Source organism: Pseudoalteromonas sp. ABV4_021 (assembly GCF_056159365.1).
This window is the reverse complement of record NZ_JBSWVB010000001.1, coordinates 1,239,868-1,258,443: the sequence shown is the minus strand read 5'-3', so window position 1 is coordinate 1,258,443 and position 18,576 is coordinate 1,239,868. Positions and strand designations below refer to the sequence as shown.

12 protein-coding genes are annotated in these 18,576 nt (G+C 40.7%); 4 read left to right on the top strand and 8 right to left on the bottom strand.

Features of this window, described 5'->3' with window-relative positions; genetic code table 11:
• Window positions 1-87: 87 nt before the first annotated feature.
• The 4 genes from ACXAFE_RS05985 to ACXAFE_RS05970 all read right to left on the bottom strand — a co-directional run bounded on the left by ACXAFE_RS05985 (window position 88) and on the right by ACXAFE_RS05970 (window position 8,525).
• A complete protein-coding gene (locus tag ACXAFE_RS05985; protein ID WP_475150007.1) occupies window positions 88-735 on the bottom strand; it encodes a putative 2OG-Fe(II) oxygenase in 648 nt (215 codons plus the stop codon).
• A gap of 18 nt (window positions 736-753) precedes the next feature.
• The gene (locus tag ACXAFE_RS05980; RefSeq protein WP_475150001.1) at window positions 754-2,265 is read right to left on the bottom strand and encodes a tryptophan halogenase family protein; all 1,512 of its coding nucleotides are present in this window, start codon (window positions 2,263-2,265) and stop codon (window positions 754-756) included.
• Between the two features lie 60 nt (window positions 2,266-2,325).
• Window positions 2,326-4,983: a TonB-dependent receptor gene (locus tag ACXAFE_RS05975; RefSeq protein WP_475149996.1), complete on the bottom strand. Its 2,658-nt coding sequence runs from the start codon at window positions 4,981-4,983 to the stop codon at window positions 2,326-2,328.
• A 1,160-nt stretch (window positions 4,984-6,143) separates the two neighbouring features.
• Window positions 6,144-8,525 (bottom strand): winged helix-turn-helix domain-containing protein, encoded by a 2,382-nt coding sequence (locus tag ACXAFE_RS05970; RefSeq protein WP_475149991.1) that lies wholly within the window; start codon window positions 8,523-8,525, stop codon window positions 6,144-6,146.
• A 207-nt stretch (window positions 8,526-8,732) separates the two neighbouring features.
• On the opposite strand from ACXAFE_RS05970, the gene ACXAFE_RS05965 reads away from it, so the two are divergent.
• Genes ACXAFE_RS05965 through ACXAFE_RS05955 form a run of 3 tightly spaced genes read left to right on the top strand, consistent with a single transcriptional unit; the run spans window position 8,733 to window position 10,811 of the window.
• Window positions 8,733-9,416 carry a cytochrome c biogenesis protein CcdA gene (locus ACXAFE_RS05965; protein ID WP_475149987.1) on the top strand — a complete coding sequence of 228 codons (684 nt, stop codon included), beginning with the start codon at window positions 8,733-8,735 and terminating at the stop codon, window positions 9,414-9,416.
• A gap of 10 nt (window positions 9,417-9,426) precedes the next feature.
• On the top strand, window positions 9,427-9,912 hold the full coding sequence (locus tag ACXAFE_RS05960) for a TlpA family protein disulfide reductase (protein ID WP_475149981.1): 486 nt from the start codon (window positions 9,427-9,429) through the stop codon (window positions 9,910-9,912).
• A gap of 5 nt (window positions 9,913-9,917) precedes the next feature.
• Complete coding sequence (locus ACXAFE_RS05955) at window positions 9,918-10,811, top strand: peroxiredoxin family protein (RefSeq protein WP_475149975.1); 894 nt, start codon at window positions 9,918-9,920, stop codon at window positions 10,809-10,811.
• Between the two features lie 51 nt (window positions 10,812-10,862).
• Here ACXAFE_RS05955 and pgl read toward each other — a convergent pair whose 3' ends face one another.
• The 3 genes from pgl to pgi form a co-directional block, all read right to left on the bottom strand.
• Window positions 10,863-11,576: a 6-phosphogluconolactonase gene (gene pgl / locus ACXAFE_RS05950; RefSeq protein WP_475149971.1), complete on the bottom strand. Its 714-nt coding sequence runs from the start codon at window positions 11,574-11,576 to the stop codon at window positions 10,863-10,865.
• The gene (gene zwf / locus ACXAFE_RS05945; protein ID WP_475149966.1) at window positions 11,576-13,045 is read right to left on the bottom strand and encodes a glucose-6-phosphate dehydrogenase; all 1,470 of its coding nucleotides are present in this window, start codon (window positions 13,043-13,045) and stop codon (window positions 11,576-11,578) included. Before zwf ends, pgl begins: the two co-directional genes overlap by 1 nt.
• Window positions 13,046-13,584: 539 nt before the next feature.
• Window positions 13,585-15,228 (bottom strand): glucose-6-phosphate isomerase, encoded by a 1,644-nt coding sequence (gene pgi / locus ACXAFE_RS05940; RefSeq protein ID WP_475149964.1) that lies wholly within the window; start codon window positions 15,226-15,228, stop codon window positions 13,585-13,587.
• A gap of 285 nt (window positions 15,229-15,513) precedes the next feature.
• On the opposite strand from pgi, the gene ACXAFE_RS05935 reads away from it, so the two are divergent.
• Window positions 15,514-16,542, top strand: a complete 1,029-nt coding sequence (locus ACXAFE_RS05935) for a LacI family DNA-binding transcriptional regulator (protein ID WP_475149961.1) — start codon at window positions 15,514-15,516, stop codon at window positions 16,540-16,542.
• A gap of 74 nt (window positions 16,543-16,616) precedes the next feature.
• Here the strand turns inward: ACXAFE_RS05935 and ACXAFE_RS05930 are convergent, their stop codons facing one another.
• On the bottom strand, window positions 16,617-18,464 hold the full coding sequence (locus ACXAFE_RS05930; RefSeq protein WP_475149959.1) for an aminotransferase class V-fold PLP-dependent enzyme: 1,848 nt from the start codon (window positions 18,462-18,464) through the stop codon (window positions 16,617-16,619).
• Between the last annotated feature and the right edge of the window lie 112 nt (window positions 18,465-18,576).

The window sequence follows — 18,576 nt, the reverse complement described above, 5'->3', positions numbered from 1 at the left end:
TTATAAATAGTTTTGCTAACAATTAATCAGCGTTTATACCTTTATATGGGTTGCATTAGTAAAAAACAAGCCCAAAAAATATGAATGTTATGTTAATGGTGGAAATCCTACTTCAAAAATAATGCAAGATCTAGTTTGATCAAGCGCATGTTCTGTCGTGCCGTGCAAATACGTCGCATCATGGACCACTAATCTTGCTGCTTTACTAACAATTTTGGTGCACAGCTTCGCATCGTAGTGATTGATATGCTCTGCTCGCATTACATTTGAGTCATCGTCAACAAACACTAAATCGGCACTGCCAGGGGCGCATTCAACGTATAAGATTGCAACCACATGAGGGGCAGCCCAATCTTTTTGGGCATGTCGATGTGCGATGGTATTGCAACCTTGTTCTATTCTATTTGCCCAAGTGCGATGAAACTTAAACTGGCGAATGTTTCGCGTTTTCCCTAACCCAAATTGGGACGCAGCTTGGCTGATACTATAAAAAAGCCAATGTCCCATTGGCATTGTCTTTAATTGTAAAAAATTAACAAGATTTAAACGGTCACTTAAGTGCACCGTTGAAAGTGCTCTCGCACCTGATGCATCGGGCACATTTTCTACATTTTGAACTTCAGGCAAAGCAAATAAATGATCTAACCCTTGTGTTAAAAACGCGAGTTCTTCGGTGCGTGATAGCTCATCATAGTCGAAAACCGCTATTTTTTTATCTGGATTTATAATTTCCACAAAACCTCTAAAGTAAAATTAACGTGCCGCTTGCTTCAACTTAGTTAACCACTCATTCGTTAACAGTAGTTTTTCTTGTGCCATCGATAGCATTTCTTTATTACGTGCCAATAGTTCACGACTTAGCTTGACCTCTTGCTCAGAACATTGAGGTTTAGGCGTTGGGTAACGCATACCGTAAAGCACATAGAGATAATTTTTTTCATCAAAAAGATCAAAGCGACTGAAAAAGTCCTGACGGTGCGGTGGTCTAATCTTAAATTTGGCTAAGCGTGTTTTAAGTTCTTCAGAACTGTGCGTCAATGATTGATTGTTTAACCAAAAATCAGAATCTTGACGATCAGAAATACAATAATGTAGCTTGATAAAATCCGTCGTTCTTTCCCATGCATATGTCACAGCTTTATTGAAATCACCGCGCAGCACATCTGCATCAGATTGATTTTTTGGAAAGTTCTTAGCAAGCAGATCTGCTGTGAAATCGGTTAATAAAATTGAAGTCGCTTCAAGCGGCTCTAAAAACCCTTGTGCAAGGCCTAAACACACACAATTTTTATACCATGACACTTCTCTGTAGCCTACTTCCATGTCGATTTTTCTAACATCAAGTTTGTCTGCATCTAAATTCAAGTAGCGTGCGTATTTACGGTGTGCGTCATCTTCATTCATAAACTCACTTGCATAGACAAAACCAGTGCCACGTCGTGTGGTTAACGGAATATCCCATATCCAACCTGCCTGATGTGCCGTTGCTTTGGTATATGGAAAAATCTCTTGTTTTGGGTTAAGGGGGACTTGTTTAACAAGCGCCTTATCCGTTAGTAATTCATTCGCCTTACTAACAAAAGGTACGTTAAGTGCTTTATCAATCAGTAGTGACGCAAACCCCGTACAATCAACAAAAAAGTCGAAAGCAAGTGTATCACCATAGACACTCGTTACTGCTTTTACATTACCGGTATCATCAAGTTGTACGTTTTCAACCGTTGCTTTTAAATGTTTAACGTTAAATCTTTCTTTGGCATTACGTGCTAATAATAATGCAAGCTTCGCGGCATCAAAATGATATGCGTAGTTTAGAACGCCCTGGTAAGGTGCAGAAGAAACAAGCTTCGGCGCTAATCCTAACTCACAAACGGCTGACTGTATCGTTACATCATCAAAGCGTAATTCACTCCCCTCACCTAGCATATAATTAGTGACATCAAACTCATTTGGATACGGGGATTCGAACGGATGGTAATAATGATTATATTCACCGTGACGGTTCTTATCCATCCAGTTGGTGAATTTTATACCTTGCTTAAATGTTGCGTCACAATTGAGTAATAAATCAACTTCACAGATACCAAACTTTTGCAGTGTATCTTTAATAAATGGAACTGTGCCCTCGCCTACGCCTATTGACGGTACGTCTTCTGACTCGATAAGTGTAACTTCAATATCAGTTGCTGAAAGCGCATGCCCTAAATGATTTGCAGCTAACCAGCCGGCAGTGCCTCCACCTAGAATAGCGACCTTTTTTATCATTTTTGTGCTCCAAAACGAAAAAAACCCAGTAACAATACTGGGTTTTTATAAAAACATGAATTAGAACGTGAAGTTCACACCAAGTTTATAAGTCGTTTCACCTTCGAATGACCATACTGGGAAGCCATCTTTAAGTGAAGGTTTAACTTGTACATTAGAATCTGTACCTGATGCTGCACCGTATTGGATATCATCTTCAGCAGTTAAGTTTACAATCTCTAAACGTACTGCGATGTTATCCGTTGCATTCCAACCGAATGATAGGTCTAGCGAACCGTAATCATCGTGCATACGGTTACCATAATATGCACCGTATTCACGGATCATATATTCTGAACGGTAGTTGTATGCCGCACGCGCAGAGAACGTCTCATTTTCCCAGTAACCAACTAAGTTACCTGTGTGCTTAGACGACTCAGAGAAAACGCTTAGCTGATCTGTGTATACTTCTTTAGGCGCTTCAGCGTCTGAGTACGTGTAGTTAGCGTTCACACCAAAACCGTTGCCAAATGCATGGTTCAGTTGGAATTCGATACCGTCAATTGTACCGCCACCCGCGTTAACGAAGTTATTAACGATCCAGCTATCAGCTGGCGTTTCTAAATCGTTGTTAATTACACCGATAGCAACATTGTCTTCAGTTGTACCTACGATAAAGTTGCTGATATCTTTCATAAAGAAAGTCACTGCAAATAAGTTACTGTCGCCATAGTAGTATTCTAAGCTGATATCAGCTTGAGATGCTTTCATTGGCTCAAGTGCAGGGTTACCGTATGTGATGTTTTCGTTGCCGCGACGGTCATCTGGGTATCCATCAAGACTTGCTAAGAATAGCGCGTCATAGTTAGGACGTGTAATAGCTTGTGACGCAGCAAAACGTAAAATCATATCTTCTGATAGGTCATACGCAATATTGATGCTCGGTAAGAAGTCACTGTAATCACCTTCAGCTGAAGTAATACCTGTACTCCAACCTGCGTTAGTACCTAATTTGTCTGCCGGTGAGTTATCAATATAATGACCTTTAGACGTTACGTCTGTTGAAATATAACGTACACCAAAGTTACCGCGTAAACCGTCACTTTGGAACTCAAACATTGCGTATGCAGAAAGGTTATCTTCTTCAATTTTACCGTAACCTGGGCGTGAGTATACAAACTCATCAACTAGCGATACTGTTGAATTGATCATCGCGTCTAGGTTTGCTTTTGGAATAGTCCAACCTTCTGAACCTAATTCCATTGTGCCGCTGTATAAATCGCTTGTATTAAATACATTTTCACCGTCGCCATATACTGCACTGTATTGGAAGCGCTCGAATTCGTGCTGCGTGTAACGAATACCGGTTTTGAACTTGTTAATTGCACCTAGATCTACATCAAGGTCTAAATCAACTTGTGCATAAACTTCTTCATCTGAGTTAGGACCTTTAATACCAGTCCACGTAGATGTACCAACTGTAGTATCAAGTTGATCTACAGTGAAGCCCATGTCACGGCCATCAATATCAACTTTTTTACCTGTTGCGTCTACTACACCAGCCCATTTAACATCACCGAAACGATCGCCCCACCAACCGTAGCCAAAGTTTGCACTCATTTGAGTACCACCGTCAGCTTTCGTGCTACCAGCCACTGCTTTTACTGTGTAGTTATCGCCTTCGTACTTAGCATTTAGCTCAATTGTGTCAGATGTCATTTCACCTTGACGAGCCCAGTTTTGGAAGAATACGCGAGAAGCTGCATTTTCTGGAGTATCACTGTATGTACAAACGCCAGCTGAGTTTTTAGATTGACACACTGACTCACCGTCACCCCAATCTGTATCAGTTTCGATGTACATGTTTGCACCGATGCTGTCTGCACCTAGTTCTAACATCATAACTGACGCGCCGAACTCAAGATTATCAGTTGGACGATACTGCAGTGCTACGTTTAATGCCGTTCGCTCTTGCTCTTGTAGGAAACTTGAAGGCTGAATAGACGAACGTCCGCCCCAATCTAAATCTGCTTCTGTACCACGACGAAGATATTCACGGTCAACGTAAGCGCCTGATACTAAAACACCAAAAGTTTCAGCATCGTTTTTCCAGCTGTATAACGCTGATACATCAGGTGCTACATTTTCATTGATTGAACCATATTCGCCTTTAACTGAGCCGAAGATAGTGTTTGCATCTAGGTCAAGTGGTTTACGAGTTTTAACGATAACCGTACCACCAATACCGCCTTCAACAATATTCGCTTGAGAAGTTTTATAAACTTCCATGCCGCCGATAAGCTCAGGTGGAAGCATTGAATAGTTGAATGAACGGTCAATGTTCATTTGGTCATACCAACCAGTTGACGCAACGTTTTGGCCGTTAAGCGTTGTTAGTGTCATACGTGGGTCTGTACCACGGATAGAAACTGAACTACCTTGACCGAATGTTCTATTTACAGAAATACCCGGAATACGTGCTAAAGACTGACCTACGTCAGAATCTGGAAGTTTACCGATGTCTTCAGCTGTAAGCGCATCTACAACTGAGTTTTCGAAACGTTTAGTATTTACCGATGCTGCAAGAGAGCGACGAATACCACGTACCTCAATTACTTCCACATCTTCTTTTGCTTGTACTTCTGAATCAGCTGCAACAGCTACGCCTGAAAAACCAGCGCCCATTGCTAAACCGATGTTAACTGCTAATAAGCTTTTTTTGAAATTTTTAGCTAACACAGGATTCCCCTTGAATCATTTTGTTTTGGTTTAATTCACTTTCTGCCCAGTGAAGATGACAGCGTTGTCATCTGATAACAAACCTTACACGTAAAATTACAATATCGCTACAATTATTTTTGCATTTTTTAAACAATCACGTTCATTTATATATAACAAATAAGAACAATCTATTTACATTTGCAATAATAAATTTTCATAACCCCCTCTAAATACGGGGGCTAGCGACCTTTTTACTATAACACACGGCAAATATTATCTGTAAAGCTTAATCTGTAAGAAAAGTTTAATCAGGCGGAGGTCGGATCAGATGTTTGGAGCGATTTTAGAAAAATGTCAGGCAATTATTACATTGCCTGATAAAGCGCTTTTTAAACGTTACGTTGGTTAACTCTGTGTTAGCTAATTGAGGGCCCCTATCACTGGGCAGAATGATAGAAGTGGAGCCCTCAAATCTTAATTCACATTACTTACAAGGGGAACAAATGACAGCGCTGTCATTTGTTAATAAGGATAATAAAGACACCGGTGTCATTTGTCTAGTCTTATTTCGATCTTTCCGCAAAATTAGCCATGATTGAGCTTTTCAAAACACATCAGGTTACAAAGTAAGCGTTTGAGTCACAGTAAGCGAGCCTGTCGTATCGTCAAAAAATAACCACGCCATGCTTATCGAATTGTTGTTTACACAGATAAACATGAATTCTGCTCTATTATCGCGATAAGGCGGTGATTAGTATGTAAAGCAGCGATGTGGGCTAGCTGGTTTTACAGAAAAGTCTATTAATCTTTAATGCTTATTTTCACGATATTCAAACAATGCCAAGAACGCGGTCTGGCTGCTCACCATAAATAAGCGATAACACAGTAGAAAACCAAAAAAGCGCAGGCGAATAGTTATTGCACAAACTTTTATCTTGTTGTGATCAAAATCCAGATAAGGGATGTGAGCTGAGCGTGCAAGCTTTGCTCTATATTCACTTAGATTGCTAGACAACATATTAAGCGCAGCGATAAAAGGACGCTGCAAAAAGGCTTTAAAAAACAACAACCCTTGTTATTCATCGAGTTTATAAATCTTTTACATGAAGCAAGCAATGGCCACCCAGCTTACATAAGCGCAAGAAATGACTGGTAAAACGATAGTGATTAGAGCACTGTTAGTTAGCATGTTTACTGATATCAATCGACCAATCTGTTTCACAATAAACGGAATGTGCTTTAGGCAGAGTGTGTTCGAGCATGGTGCTGCCTGCCCTATTTTGTCTGCGATAAGCCTCAAGCAGGTCGTTATCTTGTATTGTGAAATACCCCGGCATTACTTCTTTTAATTCATTAAGCGTGTTGCCCGCCTTATTATATTGCGCTAATGCAGCATACGCTTTGGCGACATAAACCGCTTGTAATCTTGTACGCCAAGGGCGTTTCTCTATTTCCAGTACTTTTTGCGCTTGGTCTTGTAGCAGGTAAATATACATTAACGAATAACGCGCGTATTCATTTGTTAAGATTAACGCAGGATCGCTGGAGTGGGTTAACGCTAATTCAAGTGCGTGCTTAGCCTTATCAAACTGTTGTAAGTCGGTGTATGCCCATGCAAGAAATACAAAACTGCTTGCTTTTATCACATTCGATTGCGTCTTCGGTAATAGTGTCTGAAACGTATTAATCGCTCGTTTAAGCATTTCAGGGTTTTGCCCATGGCGGCCCTGTTCACTTTGATCTAGCCCTTGATCAAGATAGGAAAATGCTAAGTAAAAATCAGCCCACGGCAACGCCGATTTGGCACCTAGCTTTTCAAACCCATGCTTTGCTTGCTTAAAATACTGCTCAGCAAGTTGTCCTTGGTGCAATTGCATATGATAAAAGCCCGCATAAAGTTCTGCCATTGCTAACTCATACGGTAAGTTAAGCTCGGTAAAGCGCGCTAACGCATCTTGCAAAGCGATTTCACGTTTTTCTTGGTCAAAATAATAGTTTTGTGCAATCGCCAATTGTGTCGCCGCGACTTTTTCTAGATTGCCTAAAGTTTGGTAATAACTCAGCGCCTTGGTCAATCGCTCTTTATTTTTGGCTAAATCGTTATATGGGCTTTTTTCTAGCCCCACATTATTTGGCTGGCCTAAGTAAAATAGTGAATCTGCCGTCGCGGCTAACTCCGTATAATCATCAGTTAACTTCGCTGCTTTTTTTAGTAAGTCATCATGTTGCTGCCATTTCATTGTTTGCCAAGCCAATGACGCTTGCAAACGATAACTTTCAGCGATTAATTGTGGGTCTTGGCTGTTGATACTGGCGTGAATACTTTTCTCAATCAAAGCGTGTTGATTACTACTGCCTTGCCGTGTCGCAATAATTGCTTGCCAGTACGCGATAAAAGCATTGAGTAGTGGGTCTTCTTTTAAGTCGTTTTGCCCAATTTTACTAAATTCGGCGCGAGCCTGTGACCATTTTCCAACAGCAATATAACTTCTTGCCAAATAAGCGCTTGCCCAATTCGTTTGCGATATGGTGTTCGCAGCTTGAAAATACTTAATCGCATCAAAAGCACCCGTGGTTTGCAACGCTTGCATGCCTTGTGCAATCGCCATAGCTGAAATATCAGGACGCGCTTTTTTATTATTGTGTTTATGAGCGTTTATCATTGCTAGGATCTGCTGCGAGATAACTTCAATCTGAGACGCTAACTCGTCATAGCTCAAACTGCCCTGTTTAATACGTCCATCGGAATAAATTGCCTGAAAGTCGATAACTTGTTTTTGCTGATGCATGCGCACACTTGCAAAAATAGCGACATTTGCCTCAAGCTTATCGAGTAAGTTACGTATTTGTACTGGCATTGCGGGCCACGGTAACTCATTTTTTAACAACGATAAATGTGCCTCAGAGGGAGAAATCACATCAACCCGTTGAGAGCGCTTTAAATCAACCGCCAGCATATCTGACAGGCCATGTTCTAGCCATGCCATGCTAGGCTGTTGTGTATCGTTAATAAACGGCAGCACCATAACTCGTAAACGTGATGTCACTTGGTTTTGGTGTTCGCTATGGTTAGCTACACTAAAGCTGTTAGGTTGCCAAATTCCAACCGCTGCTATTAACCCGACTAACATTAAAGCGCCCACAACAAACCATACGCGTAAGGGTTTGTTTAACGTTTTTTCTGTCTGTGAATTTTTTGCTGCTGGCTGTTCAGAATGCTTCGATCCCGCCTGATTTACTTCATGTGTTATTGGGCAAATCCACTGATAACCACGTTGTGGAATTGTTTTAATGTAACGCGGCGATTTAGCATCATCGCTTAGGGCCAAACGCAGCTCACGAATACTTTGCGTTAATGCAGATTCGCGATAGTCACCATGTTGCCATAAATGTGTAAGTAGGGTTTCTTTAGCAATTAGTTCATTTGGGCGCTGCAAAAAATAAGTCAGTAAATTTGCAACCTTGTTTCGCAGTAACACCGGCTGCTGACTTTGGGCATCGCTCAGCCGCGTTAGGTAACCTGTTTCTGGTTCAAATTCATAATCACTAAAACGAAACAACAGCGCATCCATCCACAAATCAAAATAGGCCTAAATAATAAATCAAAGCACAGCAAAACAAAACCTTTAACAAACGCCTAGCCAAAACTTAATGCATTGAAAAATATATAAATATATTTATTTTAGATGGATTTTATATCGATTTAATAGGGTTTGGGGCAAATAACAGCAACACTGATGCAAGCAAAATTTTAAAGTGAGCTCAGTATGGAAATGTTTATTCAAGAAGCCCTCGTCAGTGATAAAGCATCGCTGTATGTGGTGCTAGTAATATTTGTGACAGGCGTACTAACTAGCCTAACACCCTGTGTTTACCCAATGCTGCCAATTACCGTTGCTGTGGTACGCCAGCACGCAAACAATGTTTACCAGTCAACAGCATACACTTGTTTATATGTGTTAGGCCTTGCACTTAGCTACAGTTTATTAGGTTATTTCGCCGCTAAGCTGGGGTATTTGTTTGGCAGTGTCGCCACCCACCCTGCAATGTTGTTTATTGCGGGTAGTTTTTGCTTAGTCATGGCTGTATGGATGCTTGGCTGGATAAACATGCCACAGCTTTCTTTCGCCAAAAATTCATTCAGTTCATACGCGCCACTCAATGTATTTGTTAGTGGTGGGTTATCCGGCTTGGTAATGGCGCCCTGCACTTCGCCGGTACTTGGTATGTTACTGATGTATGTTTCAACTGAGCAAGCACCACTCGTTGGCCCCATCTATTTGTTCGCATTTGCACTTGGATTAAGTGCCTTACTGTTCATTGCAGGCATTTCTTCCAATGTTTTGAACTCGCTGCCAAAAAGCGGCCCTTGGCTTAACGGCTTTAAATACATATTGGCGGCCTTGCTGGTTGGTGTGGCCCTTTACTTTTATTTTCAAATCACGTTTTAAGGATATTAATATGAAAAATATACTGGCTTTTGTGTTATTTACTCTTGCTATCCCTTTGTTTGCATCACCGCTTAAGGTTGGCGACAAAGCACCTTATTTAGTTAGCCATACCCTAAAAGGCGAGGCTATTAACTTAAACGAGTTACTAAAGGAAAAACCCGTTTACCTCAAGTTTTGGGCAACATGGTGCCAATATTGCCAAGCTGAAATGCCACATCTAGCAGAGTTAAATAAAAACCATAGTGACAAAATCGCCATCATTACGGTGAACGTTGGCATTAATGATTCAGTTGACAATATTTACGCCTACTTTGATCGCAATAATCTGTCGCTAGATACAGTGTTTGATACAAACGGCGCAATCACTCAAAACTTTGGCGTATTAGGTACGCCTTATCATATTTTAATCGAGCAAAGCGGCAAAGTTGCACTAACGAGCTTTCTACACTCAGACAAAATTGACGCTTATATCACTGCGTTACCAGAAAAGGAATAGTAACTATGTTTAATCAACTCAAAGCATTGCACATCCTAGTTGTAACTTTAGGCTTATTATTTTTTGCTAACCCTGCGTATACAAAAACACAAGAGCCAACTAAACATACGGTGTTTATGGATATTTGGGCACATTATGATGGCGCAAATTCAGTGTTTATTGAGTGGCTAAATCAACAAAGCTATAGCGTCAGCTATAAACAACAAGATCTCAATGTAACTCCTAATCAATTAGCTGAATTTAAAAGCTACTACGCGCAATTTGCATCCATTGAAATCGATAAAGGATTTAAGTTAATGCGGCAATATGGCGTTTGGCAAACTCCGTTTCATATTATTGAGCAGGATGACAAAGTTGTGTTTAAAGGTGATGATGCTGCGCTATTGGCATATCTAAAATTAAACCAACACATTTCCCAAGCTCAGTTTACACACTACAAAAGCAAGTTATTAAAAAAAGCGCCTTCACCACGCTTTAAAAAACAACCACCGGTAAATCATATTGCCGTTGGTGAACAATTTTCAGATTTTGTTCGTGAAAGTTTATCGGGGCAAACCGTAACGTTAGGCAATACCATAAAAATGCTCAAACCCCGTAATACGCTTGAGTTGGTATTTCTTGATAGTTTGTGCCCAATGCCACACTTTCCAGATTGTGAGGCAAGCCTAAAGCAATTAGCTGAAAATCAATTTAAACAAGGTAAATTGTATCTGGCTGTGATCAGTGGCTACTACGTTAACGAAGCCCATGTACGCAGTTTTATTGAAACCCATCAATTACAAATGCCGGTAATTTGGGATAGCGAAAATGCGATTTTTAAACGTTATGGTGTCTCTCAAACGCCTTATAAAATTGCCATAGATCATCGCGGAGCTATTTTGAAGCGTCACGCTTTCTAAACAAAAAAAGCCCAACTTGAGTTGGGCTTTTTAATCTATTTTAGGCGAACATTAAGCTGTCCAGTACACTTCTACCGGTACTTCTGTTTGCTGTAAAATAGCGCGAAGTGGCATGTCTGCAACCTCTCCGCCAGCTTTGGCTTCTTTATAAACTGCCAGTTTTTCTTCACCGCTTATCAAAAGCTTAATCACTTTCGATTGTAAAATAGCAGCACGCGTTAATGTCATGCGCTCAGTAATATCACCTGTTACATCACTTTTAATTGCATCTATTGCCGCGACTAAATCAGAAGTGGTTAACGCATTATCAAGACCTTGGGCATGTGGGAAAAGTGATGCGGTATGACCATCTGGTCCCATACCTAAAATCGTCACATCAAAATTTTGTTTAAGTGCCGCATATGCGTTTTGACACTCAGCTTGAGCAAGTTGCGCACTATCTGCTGGATTTTTCATGGTTACAAAGTTAGCAGCTGCAGCTTTGTCTTGTAATAGCGTTGATTTAATAAACGCTTCATTACTTTTCTCGTGACTTTGCTCAACCCAACGTTCATCAACCATAGCTACGTCAATTTTATCCCACGCTAACTCAAGACCACTTAAATAGCGATATGCCGGCGCTGGTGACGAACCGCCTGATACCATTAATACAGCACGGCCATCTTGTTCAATACCTTGTGTTAAACACTTAGCAAGATCTTCACCTAATTCAGTGTTATAGGCATCTTTTGAATCAAAAAACTTTTCAATAATATTGGCTGACATTATTTGTTATTCCCTGCGTTGTACCATGCGTGATTATTTTCAGCGAGTAGCTCGTCTGCATCTTCTGGGCCCCACGTACCTGCACGATAAAGTGCTGGCATACCCGCTGTTTGCCACTGTTCAATAATTGGATCAATCCACGCCCACGCTTGACGTACTTCATCACGGTGAATAAACAGTGATGCATTACCTGCTGCAGCATCAAGCATTAAGCGCTTGTATGCATCTGAATGGAAACCATTTTCATAGTTTTTAGACAAATCAAGATCGAGCGTTACTGGCTCAAGTTGCATTTCTAAATTATCTAAACGCTTAGACATTAGCGTTAGCTGAATGCTTTCTTCCGGCTGTAAGCGGATCACTAATCGGTTTGGCTCAATGCCGCCAACCGATTCGTCATACACGTTATGAGATACATTTTTATATTCTACGATAATCTCAGCACAACGCTGCTTCATGCGTTTACCAGTTCTTAGGTAAAACGGTACGCCAGCCCAACGCCAGTTTTCAATGTGCGCGCGGATCGCAACAAAGGTTTCGGTCTCGCTGTTTTCACCAAGCTCTTCTAAGTAACCTGGTACCAATTTGCCATCAAGTTGACCCGGTACGTATTGACCACGTACGGTGTTTGCTTCAACGTCATCCCCTACAAGTGGACGCAAAGCTTCAAGAACTTTTAATTTTTCCGTGCGAATGCTCTTAGCCGTTAGCTTGTTTGGTGATTCCATCGCTACAAGGCACAGTAGTTGTAACAAGTGGTTTTGTACCATATCGCGAAGCGCACCAGCTTTGTCGTAAAAACCCGCGCGGCTTTCTAGGCCAACTGTTTCAGAAATACTGATCTGAATATTATCAATCGACTTTGCATCCCACATATTTTCAAACATCACATTTGAAAAACGCAGTGCCATTAAGTTTTGAACTGTCTCTTTACCTAGGTAATGATCGATACGATAAATTTGGCTTTCTTTAAAATATTCAGCGATTTTCGCGTTAATCTCTTCTGCTGATGCGCCGCAGTAGCCAATTGGCTTTTCCACCACAACACGTGTTGATTTAGTAATCAGCTGATTATCAGATAAAAGCTCGCTACAACGGCCATATACCGCAGGCGGTAATGAGTAATAAAACACGCGCGCTTTGTCTTCAGCGTCTGACTCTAAAATTTCTTTTAAACGTAACCAGTTATCGTCTTGCTCAGTAACATTAACAACTATTGGTTTTAAAAACGCAGAAAACGCTTTCCAGTCTTTCGCGTTATATTCGCCTTTACCTAAAAACGACTTAAGGCTGCTTTGTACTTTATCAACAAATTCTTGTTCATTTGCTAATGCCCTAACGGTTGGCAGAATTCGCGTCCCTTCCGGCAGGTTTCCTTCTTGATAGGCACGGTACATTGCAGGCAGTAGTTTACGCAGTGATAAATCACCACCACCACCAAAAATTACGATATCGAATGGGTTTAGCATAATTGTTCTCTTCGTTTTAGTAACTTGTTGTTAAGTACAATATAGAATGTGTTTTTAGTTCGTTATGTTAGCACTAAATAGCGTTTGGGTAAGCTATTTATAATTGCTAATTTATATTGAATTCGTATGTAACTGCTCACGCAAATGGGGCTATGAAGAAAAGAGTTTTCAGGAGTAACAATGCTCTCACCCACTGTTACCCCTGAATACTCAGCGCTACTCAGTTCGCTTTATAAACGGATATGAGCTTTGGAGGCGTCAACTCTCTCACCAATTGACGCTCCAAATCACTCAGCGCTACCCGTTCAAAGGTATTTTTTACTATTTGATTTCGTTCAACTTGCATTTACCAAGTTGCTATTTGAACCGGTAAATAAGAGTGTTTGGAAGCGTCAACTCTCTCACCAATTGACGTTCCAAATAACTCAGTGCTACCCGTTCAAAGGTATTTGTTGCAGTTTAAAAGCAGCCTAAGGCATTTTGAAAACCGCGCAGTCTAAGCTAATGCCATTAACTTAACCCTGACATTTGACCGCTTTTTAATTTTTTCGCTTATTTTTATACAATGCAATTAAGCCAGCTGTTGAGCTATCGTGTGTGAGCTGCTCATCTGTCTCTAACTCTTTTTGAATAGCATTTGCTAAACCTTTGCCCAATTCCACGCCCCATTGGTCGAATGAACAAATTTCTAGAATAATGCCCTGACAGAAAATCTTATGTTCATAAAGTGCAATTAAACGGCCTAAATGCTTCGCATCAATGGTATCAAGTAAAATTGATGTGGTAGGACGATTGCCTTGATGTACTTTATGCTCAACCAGCTCAGCAATACGCGCTTCGCTTAAGCCTTTGCTTGCTAATTCTTTTTCAACTTGCGCTTTGCTAACGCCTGTCATCATGGCTTCGGTTTGGGCAAAAAAGTTTGCCATTAGAATTTCATGATGATTATTAACCTCACGCACAGGCCTTATTGAACCAATAAAATCGGCCGGCACAATCGTCGTACCTTGGTGCAAATATTGATAAAACGCGTGTTGACCATTGATACCTGTCATACCCCAAATAAGAGGTACGCTCGTATAATCAATCGTTTTGCCACCAAACGTAACTGACTTGCCGTTACTTTCCATCTCTGCCTGTTGCAGGTATGCCGGTAACATATGCATGCTTTGGTCGTAAGGTAAAATAGCCTGCGCTCGTGCATCCAAAAAGCTAGTATTCCACACGCTTAAAAGCGCCATCAGCACAGGAATATTATTTTCAAAGTGTGTTTCTACAAAGTGCTGATCAACTTCAAATGCACCTTCAAGTAATTCAATAAACGCATCAAAACCAAGATACAAAGCGATAGGTAAACCAATTGCTGACCACATTGAAAAACGTCCACCAACCCAGTCCCACATAGTAAATACGTTATCTGGATTAATACCGAATTCTGAGGTTTTTTCTAAATTGGTGCTCACTGCGGCAAAATGCTTTGCAACCGCATCGTCATTACCAGCAGCCTGTTTCAACCATGCAACAGCTGTTTTCGCATTCGCCATAGTTTCTGATGTGGTAAAGGTTTTACTTGAGATAATAAATAGCGTGGTTTCCGCATTCACTTTGCTCAGTACATTTGCGATCTGCATGCCGTCGGCATTAGAAGCATAATGCACTTTAAGCGTTTCATCCGCGTAGGCAGCAAGTGCCTCTGTCGCCATTTGCGGGCCAAGGTTTGAGCCGCCAACACCAATGCTCACAACATCTGTAATGCGTTTACCTGTGTAACCTAGCCAATCACCACTGCGCACTTTTTCGGTAAATGCACTGATTTTATTCAATTCTGCGTTAACGGCATCAACCACATTTTCGCCGTCAACATACACCGCTTGATTATTGCGTTTACGCAAAGCGGTATGCAGCACAGCGCGGTTTTCGGTTATATTAATTTTTTCGCCCGTGAACATTTTGTCGCGCCATGATGCCAAATCAACATCGTTGGCGAGGTCTAATAACGCATTTTTAACATCTTGTGTGATTAGGTTTTTTGAGTAATCGAAGAAAACGCCCTCAATTTGCGTGGAAAAACGCTCAAATCTTTGTGCATCATTAGCAAATAAATCAACTAAGTGCTGTTGCTTTATATCACTTGCAAGGCCTGCCAGTGTTTGCCAACTTGCTAAAGAAGAACGACTACTCATACTCTACCTAACTCTCTTTACCCTAAGCGTGTGTTTGCAACTTGAAACTCGCTAAACACTTGCTAAAGTTACTACTTATTAAAATGTCTAGGTTAACAATAAGTAAAAATGACAACGCTGTCAATTGACAATTTAAACTTTTTGACACCGGTATCACATCATATTAATTGTGTAAATTATGAAACATAGCTACAGACTTGAAAAAAAAACAGTTAGAATAATACGTTGTGTGTTATTAACCCCATGCTTTACGCAAAGCTCATCAGCAAAAGATATAATAACAATATGAAAGTCACCATAAATGATGTTGCACGCCTAGCCGGCGTATCAATGAAAACAGTATCTCGTGTTATGAACAACGAGCCTTCTGTTAGAAAAAAAACCTCCGATAAGGTTATGGCTGCTGTTAAAGAATTAAATTACAAACCTAATTTAGCGGCGCGTAGTTTAGCAGGCACCAAGTCATTTGCTATCGGCCTCGTGTATAGCAACCCAAATGCTTATTATGTCATTGATATGCAAAATGGTATTTTATCTCGCTGTAAAGAAGAAGGTTACGAACTACTTATTCACCCGTGCAGCAGTACCGACGAAAATGTACTAGAAGAAATTCAAACCATGATCGAGCGCTCGCGTTTATCGGGGTTAGTATTAACGCCACCTCTGTCTGAGCGTCAAGATGTTACAGATTTACTTGATTCTATCGGCATTAACTATGTGCGCATTTTATCGGGCCGCGAACCAAGCGAAAAAGAAAGTAAGTCTAACGCCATTTTCGTAAATGACCACGATGCTGCATATCAAATTACCGAGCATTTAATTTCGCTCGGCCACAAGCATATTGCATTTATTACCGGTGAAGAAGAACACAAATCAACACTTGAACGCTTAGCGGGCTACAAAGCCGCATTGTCTGCTCATAATATTACGCTAAACGATACGCTGATATTTCCTGGTAAGTACTCGTTTGAATCTGGTGTTGAAGGCGCTAAAGCACTGATGGCGAATAACGAAAAAGTCACCGCTATTTTTGCCTGTAACGATGAAATCGCGGCGGGTGCATTATTCGCGTCGCGTTTGATGGATATTAGAATTCCTGAGCAACTGTCTATTACAGGATTTGAGGATTCACCCTTCTCAAAACAAACATGGCCAAAATTAACAACGGCACATCAGTCTAACCAAGATATTGCTACGCAAGCAGCGAAACTGCTATTTGCAAACAGTCGTCCAACGAAAATCAAAGAAGAAAAAATGGCAATTTGTTTTACGCCTGAATTAGTTGTGAGGGATTCAACCGGTAATGCTCATTAACTTACCAATCCAGTCGATACCTACATAAAAAAAGCAGCCTAGAGCTGCTTTTTTTGTATTCCAATGCCCCACTGCTAAATAAAAGCAACACCACCAGAGAGATTATTTAGCTTAGTAAAGTTTAGGCTAGTCAGTAGCTCACAACAAGCTTTAGAACGACGACCACTGCGACAAACCAACACATAATGTTTATCTTTTACCAGCTGCCCTGAGGCAAATTCATTTAGCAAACGGTGACTTGGAATATTCGTCACCATATCACCTGGGATCTTTAGATAGTCACTTAGCTCACCTTCTTGATGTTCATAATGCTCACGAATATCAATGATGCCATCTAATTTATTAGCGGCTAATTGTGCTTTAAGCTCGGTACTGTTTATTTCGGTAACAACGTTAGGTGCGTTTAATGTTAATGCAAGCTTTAACTGATTACCTTGATGGGTAAATAACACTGCGCGATCGCTCAGTTCAACGTTAAACTCAGGCATTACTTTATTTGTTGCTAAATCAATATATTGACTGTCTGCAAATACCTCTGCGTAGTCTGCTTTATCGCTAATAATATGGCTGATCTTCAACCCTTGCTTAGTTGTTAAACGTTTAACCTTGTTGACCTCAGAAAAGATAGGGTTAACCAGCAAAGTATCAAGTGATTGATTGACAATCAGGTACATAATATCGCCATCGACTACATATTGGTTAATACCAACTGCACACGGTGTTTCTTTGGTATAACTCGTTAACATACATGCATTTGCGAGCTTATCTTTAAGCGCCATAATGCGCTCACACGCGCTGTTAATTTCATCTTCACTTGCCATTGGGCCAAACGATAGGCGAATTGCGTTCTCACTTTGCCACGGCGCTAGATTCATCGCATCGAGTACAAAGCTACTCGCAGCACCTGAACTACATGCAGAGCCTGCACTCACTCGAATGCCCGCAGCATCAAATAAATTCATTACTTCGCTGCCTGCAATATTCGCAACACTAAAGTTAATAGTAGTTGGGACCGATACTAAGAAGTCGTTATTAAACACGATTTCATCAAATGTATGCGACAATGCTTTTGCTAACTTATCACGGTAACTCGCCAACACATCTGCCGATTTAAACGGGCTTGCTTCGCCCTTTTGCATTAATTCAAATAACTTTTTTAAACCTGCTATGCCTGGCAAATTCTCGGTACCAGAACGCGCGCCACTTTCTTGCCCACCACCTGCAATAAAAGGTGTCAGTGGCGCATCTTCACTTAAATATAAAAAGCCAATACCTTTAGGTGCATACAGTTTGTGACCAGAAAACGGTGCATAATTGATGCTTGTTTGGTCAAGATTCAATTTTTGTTTACCTAAACCTTGTACACAATCCACCATCCAAAACACATTTGGATTGTTATCACGAATCACTTTATCTAATGCTGCAATGTCTTGTGTTGCACCTGTTTCATTGTTTACTATCATGGTACAAATTAGCAGAGCATTTTTGCTGTGCTCTGCGATAAACTGATGATCAAGCAAGCCTTTTTTATCAACTGGAATTGCTAATATTTCAGCGTTAATTTCAAGTAACTCATTCCAATGCTTTAGCGTATTTGGCACGGCTTTGTGCTCTGTTGCGCCATAAAGCAATACTGGCTTTTCGATAGTGTGATTTTTTGCAGCGACCAATGCAGATACAACCGACGTTTGGATCCCCTCTGTTGCACCCGAGGTAAATAGCAACCTTCCCTTTTCAGCGCCAATTAATTGTTTGCCTAATTGGCGTGTGTCTTCCATTAAACGCTTGGCTTTTAACCCGGTAATGTGTGATGACGACGGGTTACCAAACTCCACTTCCATACAGTGCATCACTTCCTGAGCGATTTCACTGTAAACTGGTGTTGTTGCATTGGCGTCTAAATAAATTAAAGATTGGCTCATGGTTACTGCTTTATTACTTTATGGAATATCTTATAACATTGTTTCAAATATCCATCAGAAAGGCTAATAACATTTCGTTTTGACCTAACGGCTTTTTATAAAGCTTTTACCA